A 13,380-nucleotide genomic window follows, 5' to 3' on the forward strand; every position below is an offset into this window, starting at 1 on the left:
CGCAACTAAAAGAGCGCCCGTTCATAACGAAATAGTTTGTAGACGCTTCACCGCCGCCCGAACAGCTTCTCCAGATCGTGCAACTTCAACTCCACATAGGTCGGCCGTCCGTGATTGCACTGGCCCGAATGGGGGGTGGCTTCCATCTGGCGCAGCAGGGCGTTCATTTCGGGGGCGGTGAGGATTCGGCCGGAGCGGACGCTGCCGTGGCAGGCCATGGTTCCGCAGACCTCGGCCATCCGCTCCTTCAGCGTAAGAGCGGCGCCGTGTTCGGCCAGGTCGTCGGCGATGTCGCGGATCAACCCTTGCACGTCCGTGTCGCCCAGCAGGGCCGGGGTTTCGCGCACCAGGACGGCGCCGGCGCCGAAGGCCTCGACGATCAGGCCCATCTCGGCCAGCTCCTCGGCGCGGGCGGCGACGCGTTCGGCCTCGGCCGGGTCCAGCTCGACCACCTCGGGCGTCAACAGGGCTTGGCGGGTCACGGACCCCTCGGCCATCTGGGCCTTCATCCGCTCATAGACCAGCCGCTCGTGGGCGGCGTGCTGATCGACGATGACCAGGCCGTCGCGGGTCTGGGCCACGATATAGTTGGCGTGGAGCTGAGCCCGCGCGGCGCCCAGCGGCAGGTCGATGTCGGAAGGGGGAGGGGCGAGTGGCTGGGGGGCAGTGGCGAGTGGCGAGTGGCGAGTGGCGAGTTCGCCGTATGAGGCGCCGTCCCAGCCGGGTTCGACGCGGGCGCTGCGTTCGTGGAGGCCAGGCAGGACTTGCGCCGCGGCGGCGGGCTGGGACCAGCCTGTCCACCCGGACCAGCCCTCGCCACTCGCCGCTCGCCACTCGCCACTCTGCGTCACGCCCGTGTGCGGCCTGAACCCGCTCAGGGCATCCGCCGCCACGGTCGTGGAGGCCCGGTGGCCGGCGGCGTGCAGCGCGTGACGCAGGGCGCCGACGATCAGGCCGCGCACCAGGGCCGGGTCGCGGAACCGGACCTCGGCCTTGGCAGGGTGGACGTTGACGTCCACGTACAGGGGGTCGATGTCGATGAAGAGGGCGGCGGCCGGGTGGCGGTCCCGCGCCAGGAAGTCGGCATAGGCGCCGCGCAGGGCCCCTTGCAGCAGCCGGTCCTTCACCGGGCGGCCGTTGACGAACAGATACTGATGCGCCGCATTGCCGCGCGAATAGGTGGGCAGGCCCGCATAGCCCGACAGGCGCAACCCGTCGCGCTCCTGATCGATCAAGAGGGCGTTGGCCTCGAAGTCGCGGCCCAGGAGGGCCGACAGCCGTTTCAGCCGGCCCTCGTCGCCGGGATGTTCGGCGGGCAGGCGCAGGGCGACCTTGCCGTCCAGCGACAGGGTGAAGGCGACGGCCTCGTGCGCCATGGCCTGGCGTTTGATCTCTTCGGAAATGGCCATGGCCTCGGCCCGTTCGGACTTCATGAATTTGAGCCGGGCGGGGGTGGCGTAGAAGAGGTCGCGCACCTCGACCCGCGCGCCGTGCGGGCCGGGGAAGGGGGCGGGGGCCAGGGGGCGGGTCGCGCCGCCCTCGACCTGAATGACCCAGGCCTCGGTCGCGTCGCCGGAATCGGACCTAGCTCGGGTGGTGATCGACAGCCGGGCGACCGAGCCGATCGAGGGCAGGGCCTCGCCCCGGAAGCCCAGGGTGTGGATGCGCAGCAGGTCCACGTCGCCGGCGTCGTCGGGCTCCAGCTTGGACGTGGCGTGGCGTTCGACGGCGAGCGGCAGTTCGTCCTTGGGGATGCCCTTGCCGTCGTCGGCGATCAGTATGCGCGACAGGCCGCCGCCGTCGGCCTGGATCTCGATATTGCGGCTCCCGGCGTCCAGGGCGTTCTCGACCAGTTCCTTGATGGCGCTGGCCGGGCGCTCGACCACCTCGCCGGCGGCGATGCGGTTGACGGTTTCGGGGGAGAGGCGGCGAATGGGCATGTGCCCGCCAAGATAGGGGGGCGAAGGGATTCGCGCCACGCCGGTCAGGGCCGGACCGTTTCCGTCAGGCGGGGACGGCGGAGGCGGCCGTCTGTTCCAGCAGGGCCTGAAGCGCGCCGATCTGGATCGGCTTGCCCAGGACGCCGTCGGCCCCGGCGGCCCGATAGCGGGCCACGTCGTCCTCGAACACATTGGCCGTCAGCATGTGAATCGGGGTGCGGGGGCGGCCCTCGGCGGCCTCCTCGGCGCGGATCAGCCTGACCGCCTCGACCCCGTCCATCACCGGCATCATGGCGTCCATCAGCACAAGGTCGAACCGGTCGGCGCGCAGGGCGTCCACCGCGTTGCGCCCGTTCTCGACCAGGGCGAGGTCCAGGCCGAACGACTGGAACAAGAGGGCCAGCAGTTTGCGATTGGCCGGATGGTCCTCGGCCGCCAGGACGCGCAGGGCTGGGGGCGCGTCGGGCGTCGGTGCGGTCGGAGCGGCCTCCGCGTCGGCCTCGACGGGGGCGCGCGGGGCGGTGAAACGGAACCAGAAGACGGCGCCCGCGCCCTCGGCCGGACGCACGCCGACGCTTCCGCCCAGCCCCTCGGCGGCGGCGCGGCACAGGGCCAGGCCCAAACCCGCTCCGCCTGCGGCCCGCCCGGCGGCCAGCTGTTCGAACGGCTGGAAGATGCGCTCGCGCTGATCCTCGGGCACGCCGGGGCCCTGGTCGTGGACCTCCAGGCTCAGGGCGATCCGGCCGTCCGCCTGGGGCCGGGCCTGGGCGACCAGGCGGATGGTTCCCGCGGGGGTCAGTTTCAGGGCGTTGGACAGATAGTTGATCAGCACCTGTTCGACCCGCGCCTGATCCGTCAGGACCGCGAAATCGGCAGGGTCGCCGTCCAGCACGACCTCCAGCGTCAGGCCCAGTTCGGCGACGCGGGTGCGCCAGACCCGGGCGATCGCCTTGATCCGGGCGGCGACGTCGACGGGGCCGATCTGAAGATCGGACTGACCCGATTCGATCTTGGAGATGTCCAGCGCCCCGTTCAGCAGCCGCAGCAGCATGCCGCCCGCCTCGGCCATGTCGTCGATGATGACCGCCTCGGCCTTGGGCCGGCGCCGGCCGCGCAGCACCTCGGTCAGGCCCAGGATGACGTTCAGGGGGGTGCGGACCTCATGGCTGATCATGGCCAGGAAGCGGGACTTGGCCTTGTTGGCCCGTTCGGCGGCGGCCCGGTCGGTCTCGGCCTGGCCCAGGGCGGCCTGAAGCTGGCGGCTGCGTTCGGTCAGGGCCACCATCAGCTCCACCGTCTCGCGGTCCCCGCGCCACTGACGCCAGGCGGCGGCGATGATGCCCAGGACGAACAGGGCGACGGCGAACTTCAGCGTCGGCGTGGCCTGGGGCTGGTGGGCGGCGATGATCATGGCCGCGATCGACGGCGGCGCCACGGCCGCCAGGAAGCTGCGCCGGCTGATGTGGACCTGAAGGGCGCCCACCATCAGATTGCCCGCCAGCAGCAGCCGCAGATAGTCGATCGTATCGGGCCGAACCCACCAGGCGGCCAGGATGTAGACGGCGTTGTGGGAGGCCAGGCCCAGGGTGATCCATTCGGTCCGCAGACGGAACCGCCGCCCCGCGCCCGGCGCCTCGGGCCGGGTGCGGGCGATCTCGACCGTTCGCCACAAGAGGACGTAGAGACCCAGCTGGATCAGGCCGAAGTTCGCCGCCCAGCCCCAGTCCAGCACCCAGGCGGCCACCAGAATGACGGCGACGATGGTCGTCAGCCGGACCGCGAACATGTCGCGATACCGGTCGGCATAGGCCCGGATATAGTCGGCTTTCTGGATCACGCGGCGGCGCCCCTCTTACGAGCTTCGCCATAAGGGGAGGACCTTAATGAGCCCTCAATCCGGCCCTACCCCACCTTCACCCGCGTCGCCGCCTCGGGCAGGTCTTCCCCGAACGCCCGCTGGTAGAATTCCGCGATCGTGGGGCGTTCCAGTTCGTCGCACTTGTTCAGGAAGGTCAGGCGGAAGCTGAGCGCCACGTCGCCGCCGAAGATCAGGGCGTTCTGGGCCCAGGTGATGACGGTGCGGGGCGACATGACGGTGGAGATGTCGCCGTTCATGAAGGCGTTCCTGGTCATGTCGGCGACGCGGACCATGGCGGCGATGCGGCGGCGCCCTTCCGCGTCCGACCATTCGGGGACCTTGGCGGCGACGATCTCGGCCTCGACGTCGTGGTCGAGGTAGTTCAGCGTGGTGACGATGTTCCAGCGGTCCAACTGGGCCTGATTGATCTGTTGCGCGCCGTGATACAGGCCCGTGGTGTCGCCCAGACCGATGGTGTTGGTCGTGGCGAACAGGCGGAAATATTTGTTCGGGCGGATGACGCGGTTCTGGTCCAGCAGGGTGAGGCGGCCCTGGGCCTCGAGCACGCGCTGGATCACGAACATGACGTCGGGGCGGCCGGCGTCATATTCGTCGAAGACCAGGGCGACGGGGCGTTGCAGCGACCAGGGCAGTATGCCCTCGCGGAACTCGGTGATCTGTTTGCCGTCCTTCAGGACGATGGCGTCCTTGCCGACCAGGTCGATGCGGCTGACGTGGCTGTCCAGATTGATGCGGACCAGGGGCCAGTTCAGGCGGGCCGCAACCTGTTCGATATGGGTCGACTTGCCGGTGCCGTGATAGCCCTGGACCATGACGCGGCGGTCGAAGGCGAAGCCGGCGCAGATGGCGATCGTGGTCTGAGGGTCGAAGCGATAGGCCTCGTCGATCTCGGGCACATGGCTGTCGCGCTCGGCGAAGGCGGGCACGGTCATGTCGCTGTCGATCCCGAAGGCCTCGCGCAGGGTCACGCGGCGGGTCGGTTCCAGGGTGATCAGCGGATCGGGGGAGGCGTCGAGCGGGGAGGTCATGCCTGTGCGATTAGCGCACGTTCGGGATCACTTAAACCCCGCTCATCCCCGCGAAAGCGGGGATCCCGTTCTTTTGCTCGGCAGTGCGTTGGGCGATGCGCTTTTGCAGACGGCGGCGATCATCGCCCAAAGCACTGGGTCCCCGCATTCGCGGGGATGAGCGGAGGTCTTACTTCGCCGCCAGGCGAACGTCGACGTTGCCGCGCGTGGCGTTGGAATAGGGGCAGACCTGATGCGCCTTTTCGATCAGGTCTTCGATCACGGCCTGATCCAGGCCGTGATCGGTCACGGTCAGATCGACGTCGAGGTTGAAGCCTTCGCCCCGGGTGTTCTTGCCGAAGCCGACGCCGGCGGTGATCTTGGTGTCGGGGCCGACGGGTGTGCCCGCCTTGCCGCTGACCAGACGCAGGGCCCCCAGGTAACAGGCCGCATAGCCGGTGGCGAACAGCTGTTCGGGATTGGTCCCGTCGCCGCCCTTGCCGCCCATCTCCTTGGGGGTGGACAGACGGACGTCGATCTTGCCGTCGTCGGTGGTCGAGCGGCCGTCTTCGCGGCCGCCGCCCGAGGCGGTGGCCTGGGCGCGGTACAGAACTTCCATGGCGGTCTCCTGTGTTGGGAAGGCTTCAGATGGGGGCTGAACGAGGCAGGGAAAGGGGGCGTTGCATCCGCACCCTAGCCTTTCGGGGCCGACGCGGGCTAAAGCACCAATTCGGGGCGTGTCGTCGGAGTAGGCCGTGAAGATTGCCGAACGCTGGTTCGTATGGGCGGGCATGGTCCTGCTGGGCGGCATCGCCCTGGCGGGGGTGGCGGTGGCCGTCTATGCGGCCTGGCTGTTCCACGACCTGCCCGACGCCTCGGAACTGGCGGACTACCGTCCGCCGACGGCGACGCGAGTCTATGCGGGCGACGGCACCCTGATCGGGGAGTTTTCGGACGAGCGGCGAATCTACGTCTCCTACGACCAGATTCCGGCGACGGTGGTGCAGGCCTTCCTGGCCGCCGAGGACCGCAACTTCTTCCAGCACGGCGGCATCGACGTGGGCGGCATAGGCCGGGCGTCGCTGAAGAACGTCTTCAACCTGGCGCAGGGGCGCCGGCTGGAAGGCGGCTCGACCATCACCCAGCAGGTGGCCAAGAACGTCCTCCTGACCAATGAATCGAGCCTGAACCGCAAGCTGAAGGAAGCCATCCTGGCCAATCGTCTGGAGGCGACCCTGTCCAAGGAGCAGATCCTCGGCCTGTATCTGAACGAGATCTTCCTGGGCTACCGGTCGTTCGGCATCGCCTCGGCCGCCTACAACTATTTCGGCAAGTCGCTGAACCAGCTGACGCCGGACGAGGCGGCCTTCCTGGCCTCCCTGCCCAAGGGGCCGAACAACTATCACCCCAAACGCCATCCGGGCGCGGCCAAGGGCCGGCGGGATTGGGTGCTGGGCGAGATGGAGCAGAGCGGCTGGTTGACCCAGGCTCAGCTGGCCGAGGCGCGCGCCCGGCCCCTGGTCACGCGCGACGCGCCACAGCGTTCGGAATATAAGGACGCCGACTTCTTCGTGGAGGAGGCGCGGCGTCAGGCGGCGGCCAATCCCGATTTCGGCGCCCAGTTGCGCGCCGGCGGCTTCTATATGCGCACCACCCTGGACCCGACCTTGCAGACGGCCGCGCGCCAGGCCCTGATGCAGGGTCTGGAGAACTATGACCGTCGCCACGGCTGGCGCGGAGGGTGGGGCTCGACCGACTTCGCCGAGGGCTGGCAGGCCGCCGCCCTGAAGGAACAGGCGCCGCCCGAACGCCGCAGCTGGCAGGCCGCCGCCATCGAGAGCGTCAGCGGAAACACGGTTCGCATCCGCACCGCCAAGGACGACGAGAGCGGAACCCTGATCGCCGCCGACGCCGCCTGGGCCAACGCCAACCGCCAGCTGCGGCGCGGCGAGCTGATCTTCGTCGAGAAGAAGAACGGCCAGTTCGCCCTGAAACAGGTGCCGCGCGTCAACGGCGCCCTGGTGGCGATCGAGCCCCAGTCGGGCCGGGTTCTGGCCATGGTGGGCGGCTATTCCTTTGCCCTGTCCAGCTTCAACCGGGCGACCCAGGCCAAGCGACAGCCGGGGTCGGCCTTCAAGCCCTTCGTCTATGCGACGGCGCTGGAGGGGGATTTCACCCCCGCCTCCATCGTGCTGGACGCCCCGATCAGCTTCGCCGGCGGCCCCAACGGCCAGCGCTGGACGCCTGAGAACTACAGCCGGGAATATTACGGGCCCCAGACGCTGCGGCGCGGGCTGGAGCTGTCGCGCAACGTCATGACGGTGCGCCTGGCCCAGTCGGTCGGCATGAAGAAGATCGTCGATCAGGCGGACAGGATGGGGATCCCGGGACTGACGCCAAACCTGTCGGTGTCCCTGGGCGCGGGCGAGGTGACGCCGCTGGAGATCACGGCGGCCTATTCGGCCTTCGCCAACGGCGGACGGCGCGTGACCCCCTATCTGATCGACTATGTTCAGGACCGGGACGGCCAGACCATCTTCCGCGCGGACGCCCGCAACTGCCGCGAATGCGGGCGGGGCTTCTCCGGTCAGGAATCGCCGCGTCTTCAGCCGCGCGGAACCCAGGTGATCGACCCGATCACCGCCTATCAGATGAGTTCGATGCTGGAAGGCGTGGTCCAGCGGGGCACCGCCGCCAGCGCGCGCGGCCTGGGCCGCTGGGTCGCCGGCAAGACCGGCACGACCAATGAATACCGTTCGGCCTGGTTCGTCGGCTTCACCACCGACATAGTGGTCGGGGTCTTCATCGGTTTTGACGACAACCGGTCGCTGGGGTCCGGCGAGGCCGGCGCCTCGGCCGCCGTGCCGGTCTTTACCGAATTCATGCAGACGGCGCTGAAGGAGCGGCCGGCCCGGCCCTTCGTGCGGCCCAAGAACGCCGTCTTCCGCACGGTGAATGGGATCGAGGAAGCCTTCCGCCCCGGCACTGAACGCCAGGCGCCGGCCCCGGTCCAGGCCCCGAGCCAGCCGGTCGGACCCCAGAACTATTATGACGTGATCCGTCGCGAACAGGAGGCCGCCGCCGCCGGCGCCAACGCCCCGCCGCCCGCCGCCGCCCCGCCGCCGCCGAAGAAGGCGCCGGCCGAGGACTTGAGCGGACTGTACTGAGGCTCTAGGTAGGCCCTCCGAACGGCGCGTCCTCGTGGCGCGCCGTTCTTCATTCTTTTCGCCCTATCGCGCGACCTGCGGGCCGCGCTGCTTGAGGGCCTAGTGTCGCTGGAGATTGCGATGAGACCGGATGTCGAGGCCATGAAGGCCGACATCGAGCAGAGCGTCGCTCTGCTCAGGAGGCGTCTTTGACTGGGACGTCGCCGTCAGAAAGCTCGATGAGCTGAACGCACGGGTCGAGGACCCGACCCTGTGGGACCGGCCGGAAGAGGCCCAGGCCGTCAGCCGCGACCGATCGCGCCTGGAAGGCCAGATCAACGCCGTCAAGGCGATGGAGCAGGACCTGGAAGACGGGGTCATGCTGGCCGATATGGCCGATGAAGAAGGCGACGAGGCCGCTCTGGAAGAGGCGCGCGCCCTGTTGCGCGGCATCAAGGAACGGGCGGCGCGGGCCGAGCTGGAGGCCCTGCTGTCCGGCGAGGCCGACGGAAACGACGCCTATCTGGAAGTCAACTCCGGCGCCGGCGGCACAGAATCCAACGACTGGGCGGGCATGCTGCTGCGGATGTACAGCCGCTGGGCCAAGGCGCACGGCTATGAAGTCACGGTCGAGGCTCAGGAGGACGGCGAACAGGCGGGTGTCAAGTCGGCCACCGTTCTGATCAGCGGCCCCAACGCCTATGGCTGGCTGAAGTCGGAATCCGGCGTCCATCGCCTCGTGCGGATCAGCCCCTATGATGCGGCGGCCAAGCGGCACACCTCGTTCGCCTCGATCGGCGTCTCGCCAGTCGTCGACGACACGATCGAGATCGACATCAATCCGTCCGACGTGCGGACCGACACCTATCGCGCCTCGGGGGCCGGCGGTCAGCACATCAACAAGACCGATTCGGCCGTGCGTCTGACGCACATTCCGACCAATACGGTCGTGTCCTGCCAGACCGGCCGGTCGCAGCACCAGAACCGCGAACAGGCGTGGAAGATGCTGCGGGCGCGTCTGTATGAGTTGGAACTGCAGAAGCGCGAGGCGGCGGCCCAGGCCCTGAACGACGCCAAGACGGACATCGGCTGGGGGCACCAGATCCGATCCTATGTGCTGCAGCCGTATCAGATGGTGAAGGACCTGCGGACCGAGGTCGAAACCTCGGATACGCAAGGGGTGCTGGACGGCGATCTGGACGCCTTCATGGGCGCGGCCTTGGCGGCGCGGGTCGGCCAGACGCGGGGCTCCGTCGCCGATTGACGGCGAGGACGCGGCCTGATCGCTGAAATCCGGCGATCAGGCCGCGACGCGCATCAGGCGTTCGGCTTCAGGGCCACGACGTCAGCCTTGGCCTCGGTCGCCGGGGCGGGCGTCGGCTGGGGCGCGACGGGGGCGACCGGCGCCGGGGCGGGGGCCTGACGCTGGCCCTGGGCGACGCGGCCCTGGAAGAAGGCGCCGACGTCGATCGACAGCTGTTCGGCGGTGATGTCGCCTTCCACATAGGCTGTGGCGACCAGTTTGATCTGCTTGCCCTGGACGCCGCCGACGATGCGGCCGCGCACTTCGATATAGTCGGCCTGGACATTGCCCTCGACCGCGCCGGTCTCGCCGACGATCAGGCGGCCGACGCGGACGTCGCCCTTGATCTGTCCATCGATCTGCAGATCGCCCGCGCCGGTGATATTGCCTTCAAAGGCCAGGTCGGAGGACAGGGTGGACAGGCCGCGGCCTGGCGTCGTGGCGGCCGGGGCTGCGCCGGGGCGCGGGGCGGCCGGCATGTCCGGCAGCGGCGGAATGGCCGGGGCCGCAGGACGAGGCGACGACGGCGTCGGGGTCGCGGGTTTGCTAATTTTGTTGAACAAGTTGATCTCCTGCTCTGAGGAAGCGTGCGGGGTTCTGCGGCCGGCCGTTCAGCCAGACTTCGTAATGGAGGTGGACGCCGGTCGATCGGCCGGTGGTGCCCATGGCGCCGATCCTCTGGCCGAGCGCGACCGACTGCCCCGGCTGGACGGCCAGGGCGTTCAGATGGGCGTAGCGCGTCTTGAAGCCGCGCCCGTGGTCTATCTCGACCGTATTGCCATACCCTGAACGAACGCCGGCGAAGGAAACGACGCCGGGCGCCGTGGCGTAGATGGGGGTGTTCAGCGGTGCGGCGAAGTCCTGGCCCTGGTGGATGGCGGGACGGCCGTTGAAGGGGTCGAAGCGGACGCCGAAGCCGGAGGTGGTGCGGGCCTGGGTCGGTCGTTTGAACGGCAGCTCTTCGGCGGCCTCCGACAGGGTCCGCATTTCGTTAAGATTGGTCGCCGCGTGGCGGATGCGGACGGCGAAGGGTTCGTCCACGTCCAGAATGGCGGCCAGGGCCCGGGGATCGCGCGCCTCCACCAGGGGGCCGCCCAGCGGTTCGGCGGCGGCGACATAGGCGGCGGGATTGAGCCCCGCCAGACGGAAGGCCAGCCGGAGCCGTTCGGCGCGGGTCTGGGCGAAGGTCTCGGCCCGATCCAGCAGCCGTTCCTGATCCAGCCGAACCGCCAGGATGCGCTGGATCGGCGGCATGTCGGCGCGCAGCGGCTTGGGCGCCAGGGCCTGAACCGCCCCGTCCACGCCGTTCAAGCCGGTCATGATCTGGGCCAGGGCGGCGTGACGCCGCTCTATCATGGCGGCCGTCTGGTCCAGGGCGCCGTTCGTGGCGGACATGCGGACGACCGCGCTTTCCAGCCGCGCCTGAAGGTCCGCGTTCAGCCGCTCTGACGCGGCGCGCGCGCGGATGACCTCGGAGTCGGCGTGGCGCCGGGTCACGATGTCGAAGAGGAAGGCGCCCGAGGCGACCAGAGACCAGACCAAGAAGGCCGATGCCGCCAGGCCGAGCAGGATCTGACGCCGGGCGGTGAGGGCGTAGGCCCGAACCTCGTCATGGCTGCGGAGATAGACGTAACGGACGGGCAAAAAACGATCCATGAAGGAGCGTTTCGGCGCTTTCTCTTCCAGGTCCATAAAGCAACGCCCCCACGTCGAGGTGGGGTTTATCCGCCGCCTTTATGACAGCGGCAAGATGGTTCACCTGTTGTTAACTATCATTTCCGGCCTTTTCGGGCATTTTCACGCAAAAGTGCCTTGAGAATCCCGGAATGCGAGAACCCGCTTGGACGGGATTCCCCTTGAAGGCGATTCGGCGTTCTCAGCCCAAGGCGCGGGCCGCTGCGAGAACCTCGGCGGCGTGGTCGGCGACCTTCACATTGCGCCAGGCGCGGGCGATCCGACCTTGGGCGTCGATCAGAAAGGTGGCGCGTTCGATGCCCATATATTCGCGGCCGTAGAGCTTCTTCTGGACCCAGACGCCCCAGGCCTCGCAGGCGGCGCCGTCCTCGTCGGAGGCCAGGACGACGGCGAGGGCGTATTTGGCCTTGAACTTGTCGTGCTTCTTCACCGTGTCCCTGGACACGCCGATGACCGGGCAGCCCAAGGCGGCGAAGTCGGCGGCCAGGGCGGTGAAGTCCTGGGCCTCGCGGGTGCAGCCGGTCGTGTCGTCCTTCGGATAGAAGTAGACGACGGCGGGCCGGCCCTGCAGGGCGGCGAGGGAGATCCGGCCGCCGTTGTCGGTCGGCAGGTCGAGAGCGGGGGCGGGGTGGCGTTCATCGGTCATCGGGTGTCTCACTTACTCCGCTCATCCCCGCGAAGGCGGGGACCCAGTCCTTGGCGTCCTTCATGCCGCCAAGACGAAGGTGATCGTAAAGGTCGAGCCAGTCTGGGTTCTGCCGCTCAATCATCCGCAGTTTCCAAAGCCGGTTCCATTTCTTGATCTGCCGCTCCCGGTGGAAGGCCGCGTCTCTACTTTCATGCGCCTCGTACCAGACGAGCAAATGGACGTCGTACTTCGCCGTGAATCCAGCGAAGGTCTTGTCCCTGTGCTGCCTCACCCGTTGGATCAGATCGTCGGTCGAGCCCGTGTAAAGGGTGCCGTTTCGGCGACTGGCCACGATGTAGGTGAAGAAGGCCAAGCTTTGACACCTATCTGGGTCCCCGCCTACGCGGGGATGAGCGGAGCTGAAAAGCTACCCTAAACGGGCCTAACCAGCACGATCTTCTTCTTGCCGGCCGCCAGCTTGATCACGCCGTCCTTCAGATCGGCCTCGGTCAGCAGCTGGGCGCCGTCGGAGACGGCGACGTCGTTGAGGCGCAAGCCCCCGCCCTGGGCCAGGCGGCGCGCCTCGCCGTTGGAGGCGGTCAGGCCGGCCTTGGTCACGACGGCGGCGATCATGGCGCCGTAGATCTCGGCGGCCGGAAGTTCGACGGTCGGCAGGTCGGCGGACAACTGGCCCTTCTCGAAGGCGCTTTCGGCGGCGGCGCGGGCGGTGGCGGCGGCTTCGGCCCCGTGCAGCAGGGTGGTGGCGGCGTCGGCGAGGGCCTTCTTGGCCTCGTTGATGGCCGCGCCCTCCAGGGCTTCGTATTCGGCGATCTGCTCCAGGCTGAGGTCCGTGAACAGGCGCATGAAGCGGCCGACGTCGGCGTCCTCGGCGTTACGCCAGAACTGCCAGTAGTCGTAGGGGCTCAGCTGCTCGGCGTTCAGCCAGACGGCGCCCTGGGCGGTCTTGCCCATCTTGCCGCCCGAGGCCGTGGTCAGAAGCGGGGTGGTCAGGCCGAAGGCGGCCTTCTGGTCCACCCGGCGCACCAGATCCACGCCCGAGGTGATATTGCCCCACTGGTCCGACCCGCCCATCTGCAGCGTGACCTTCAGACTGCGGTTCAGTTCCAGGAAGTCCACCGACTGCATCAGCATGTAGTTGAACTCGAGGAAGGTCATCGGCTGTTCGCGTTCCAGCCGCAGCTTGACCGAGTCGAAGCTCAGCATCCGGTTGACGGTGAAATGGGTGCCGAAGTCGCGCAGGAACTGGATGTAGCCGTAGGTCGACAGCCAGTCGTCGTTATTGACCATGACCGCATCGGTCGGGCCGTCGCCGAAGGTCAGGAATTTGGCGAAGACCGTCTTGATGGAGTCGATGTTCGACTGGATGGTCTCTTGGGTTAGCTGGGGGCGCGACGCATCCTTGCCGGTTGGATCGCCGACCTTGGTGGTGCCGCCGCCCATCAGGACGATGGGCTTGCCGCCCGCCTGCTGGAGCCGGCGCAGCATCATGATCTGGATCAGGCTGCCCACGTGCAAGGACGGAGCGGTGGCGTCGAAGCCGATGTAGCCGGCAACCACGCCCGAGGCGGCCGCCTCGTCCAGCTCGGTCGGATGGGTGATCTGATGGACGTAGCCGCGCGCCTGAAGGGTGCGGAGGAAGTCGGATTTGAAGGCTTGGTCGGTCATGGCGGAGGCTCCGTTAGCAGGGATGCCGGCGGTCGTCTTCCATTTCCGAAGAGCGCGTCGCCAGCGAAGGCGGCGCGTGTTCGCGGGCCGCTCGCT

General features: G+C 68.3%; 12 protein-coding genes. 3 read left to right on the plus strand and 9 right to left on the minus strand.

Going from position 1 to position 13,380, the window contains the following annotated elements; all coding sequences use genetic code 11:
- Positions 1–47 precede the first annotated feature (47 nt).
- The 4 genes from mutL to JL11_RS10365 all read right to left on the minus strand — a co-directional run bounded on the left by mutL (position 48) and on the right by JL11_RS10365 (position 5,445).
- A complete protein-coding gene (mutL, locus tag JL11_RS10350; RefSeq protein WP_054765605.1) occupies positions 48–1,940 on the minus strand; it encodes a DNA mismatch repair endonuclease MutL in 1,893 nt (630 codons plus the stop codon).
- Between the two features lie 64 nt (positions 1,941–2,004).
- Positions 2,005–3,777 (minus strand): response regulator, encoded by a 1,773-nt coding sequence (locus JL11_RS10355; protein ID WP_231681264.1) that lies wholly within the window; start codon positions 3,775–3,777, stop codon positions 2,005–2,007.
- 65 nt (positions 3,778–3,842) lie between these two features.
- The gene (gene cobS / locus JL11_RS10360) at positions 3,843–4,847 is read right to left on the minus strand and encodes a cobaltochelatase subunit CobS (RefSeq protein ID WP_054765606.1); all 1,005 of its coding nucleotides are present in this window, start codon (positions 4,845–4,847) and stop codon (positions 3,843–3,845) included.
- A 169-nt stretch (positions 4,848–5,016) separates the two neighbouring features.
- Positions 5,017–5,445, minus strand: a complete 429-nt coding sequence (locus JL11_RS10365) for an organic hydroperoxide resistance protein (RefSeq protein WP_054765607.1) — start codon at positions 5,443–5,445, stop codon at positions 5,017–5,019.
- Between the two features lie 136 nt (positions 5,446–5,581).
- Between JL11_RS10365 and JL11_RS10370 the strand changes: the two genes are divergently transcribed.
- On the plus strand, positions 5,582–7,993 hold the full coding sequence (locus JL11_RS10370) for a penicillin-binding protein 1A (protein ID WP_054765608.1): 2,412 nt from the start codon (positions 5,582–5,584) through the stop codon (positions 7,991–7,993).
- A 120-nt stretch (positions 7,994–8,113) separates the two neighbouring features.
- Positions 8,114–9,236 (plus strand): peptide chain release factor 2 gene (prfB, locus tag JL11_RS10375; RefSeq protein ID WP_152950166.1). Its coding sequence is split into 2 segments (ribosomal slippage): positions 8,114–8,182 and positions 8,184–9,236, totalling 1,122 coding nucleotides; the frame shifts between segments, so codons are not numbered across the junction.
- Positions 9,237–9,289: 53 nt separating this feature from the next.
- Here the strand turns inward: prfB and JL11_RS10380 are convergent.
- Both JL11_RS10380 and JL11_RS10385 read right to left on the minus strand, forming a co-directional pair.
- Positions 9,290–9,838, minus strand: a complete 549-nt coding sequence (locus JL11_RS10380) for a bactofilin family protein (protein WP_054765610.1) — start codon at positions 9,836–9,838, stop codon at positions 9,290–9,292.
- On the minus strand, positions 9,822–10,931 hold the full coding sequence (locus JL11_RS10385) for a peptidoglycan DD-metalloendopeptidase family protein (RefSeq protein ID WP_231681266.1): 1,110 nt from the start codon (positions 10,929–10,931) through the stop codon (positions 9,822–9,824). Before JL11_RS10385 ends, JL11_RS10380 begins: the two co-directional genes overlap by 17 nt.
- On the opposite strand from JL11_RS10385, the gene JL11_RS17720 reads away from it, so the two are divergent.
- A complete protein-coding gene (locus JL11_RS17720; protein WP_182713658.1) occupies positions 10,930–11,091 on the plus strand; it encodes a hypothetical protein in 162 nt (53 codons plus the stop codon). The genes JL11_RS10385 and JL11_RS17720 overlap by 2 nt on opposite strands.
- A gap of 60 nt (positions 11,092–11,151) precedes the next feature.
- On the opposite strand, the gene JL11_RS10390 is transcribed toward JL11_RS17720, so the two are convergent.
- From JL11_RS10390 to tyrS, 3 genes are read right to left on the minus strand one after another with little or no spacing between them, the layout of a single operon-like run.
- Entirely contained in the window at positions 11,152–11,616 is a 465-nt protein-coding gene (locus JL11_RS10390) for a peroxiredoxin (protein WP_054765612.1), read from the minus strand.
- Positions 11,606–11,971: a GIY-YIG nuclease family protein gene (locus JL11_RS10395; RefSeq protein WP_054765613.1), complete on the minus strand. Its 366-nt coding sequence runs from the start codon at positions 11,969–11,971 to the stop codon at positions 11,606–11,608. The genes JL11_RS10390 and JL11_RS10395 overlap by 11 nt, the downstream gene beginning before the upstream one ends.
- A 59-nt stretch (positions 11,972–12,030) precedes the next feature.
- Entirely contained in the window at positions 12,031–13,284 is a 1,254-nt protein-coding gene (gene tyrS / locus JL11_RS10400; RefSeq protein WP_054765614.1) for a tyrosine--tRNA ligase, read from the minus strand.
- Between the last annotated feature and the right edge of the window lie 96 nt (positions 13,285–13,380).

The sequence above is a fragment of the Brevundimonas sp. DS20 genome (assembly GCF_001310255.1).
GTDB lineage: Bacteria > Pseudomonadota > Alphaproteobacteria > Caulobacterales > Caulobacteraceae > Brevundimonas > Brevundimonas aurantiaca.

Bases quoted from the DNA above. Each gene is read 5' to 3' on its own strand.
- JL11_RS17720 (WP_182713658.1), top strand. From the start codon at position 10,930: ATGAAGGAGCGTTTCGGCGCTTTCTCTTCCAGGTCCATAAAGCAACGC.
- cobS (WP_054765606.1), bottom strand. From the start codon at position 4,847: ATGACCTCCCCGCTCGACGCCTCCCCCGATCCGCTGATCACCCTGGAA.
- mutL (WP_054765605.1), bottom strand. From the start codon at position 1,940: ATGCCCATTCGCCGCCTCTCCCCCGAAACCGTCAACCGCATCGCCGCC.
- JL11_RS10390 (WP_054765612.1), bottom strand. From the start codon at position 11,616: ATGACCGATGAACGCCACCCCGCCCCCGCTCTCGACCTGCCGACCGAC.
- JL11_RS10385 (WP_231681266.1), bottom strand. From the start codon at position 10,931: ATGGATCGTTTTTTGCCCGTCCGTTACGTCTATCTCCGCAGCCATGAC.
- tyrS (WP_054765614.1), bottom strand. From the start codon at position 13,284: ATGACCGACCAAGCCTTCAAATCCGACTTCCTCCGCACCCTTCAGGCG.
- JL11_RS10365 (WP_054765607.1), bottom strand. From the start codon at position 5,445: ATGGAAGTTCTGTACCGCGCCCAGGCCACCGCCTCGGGCGGCGGCCGC.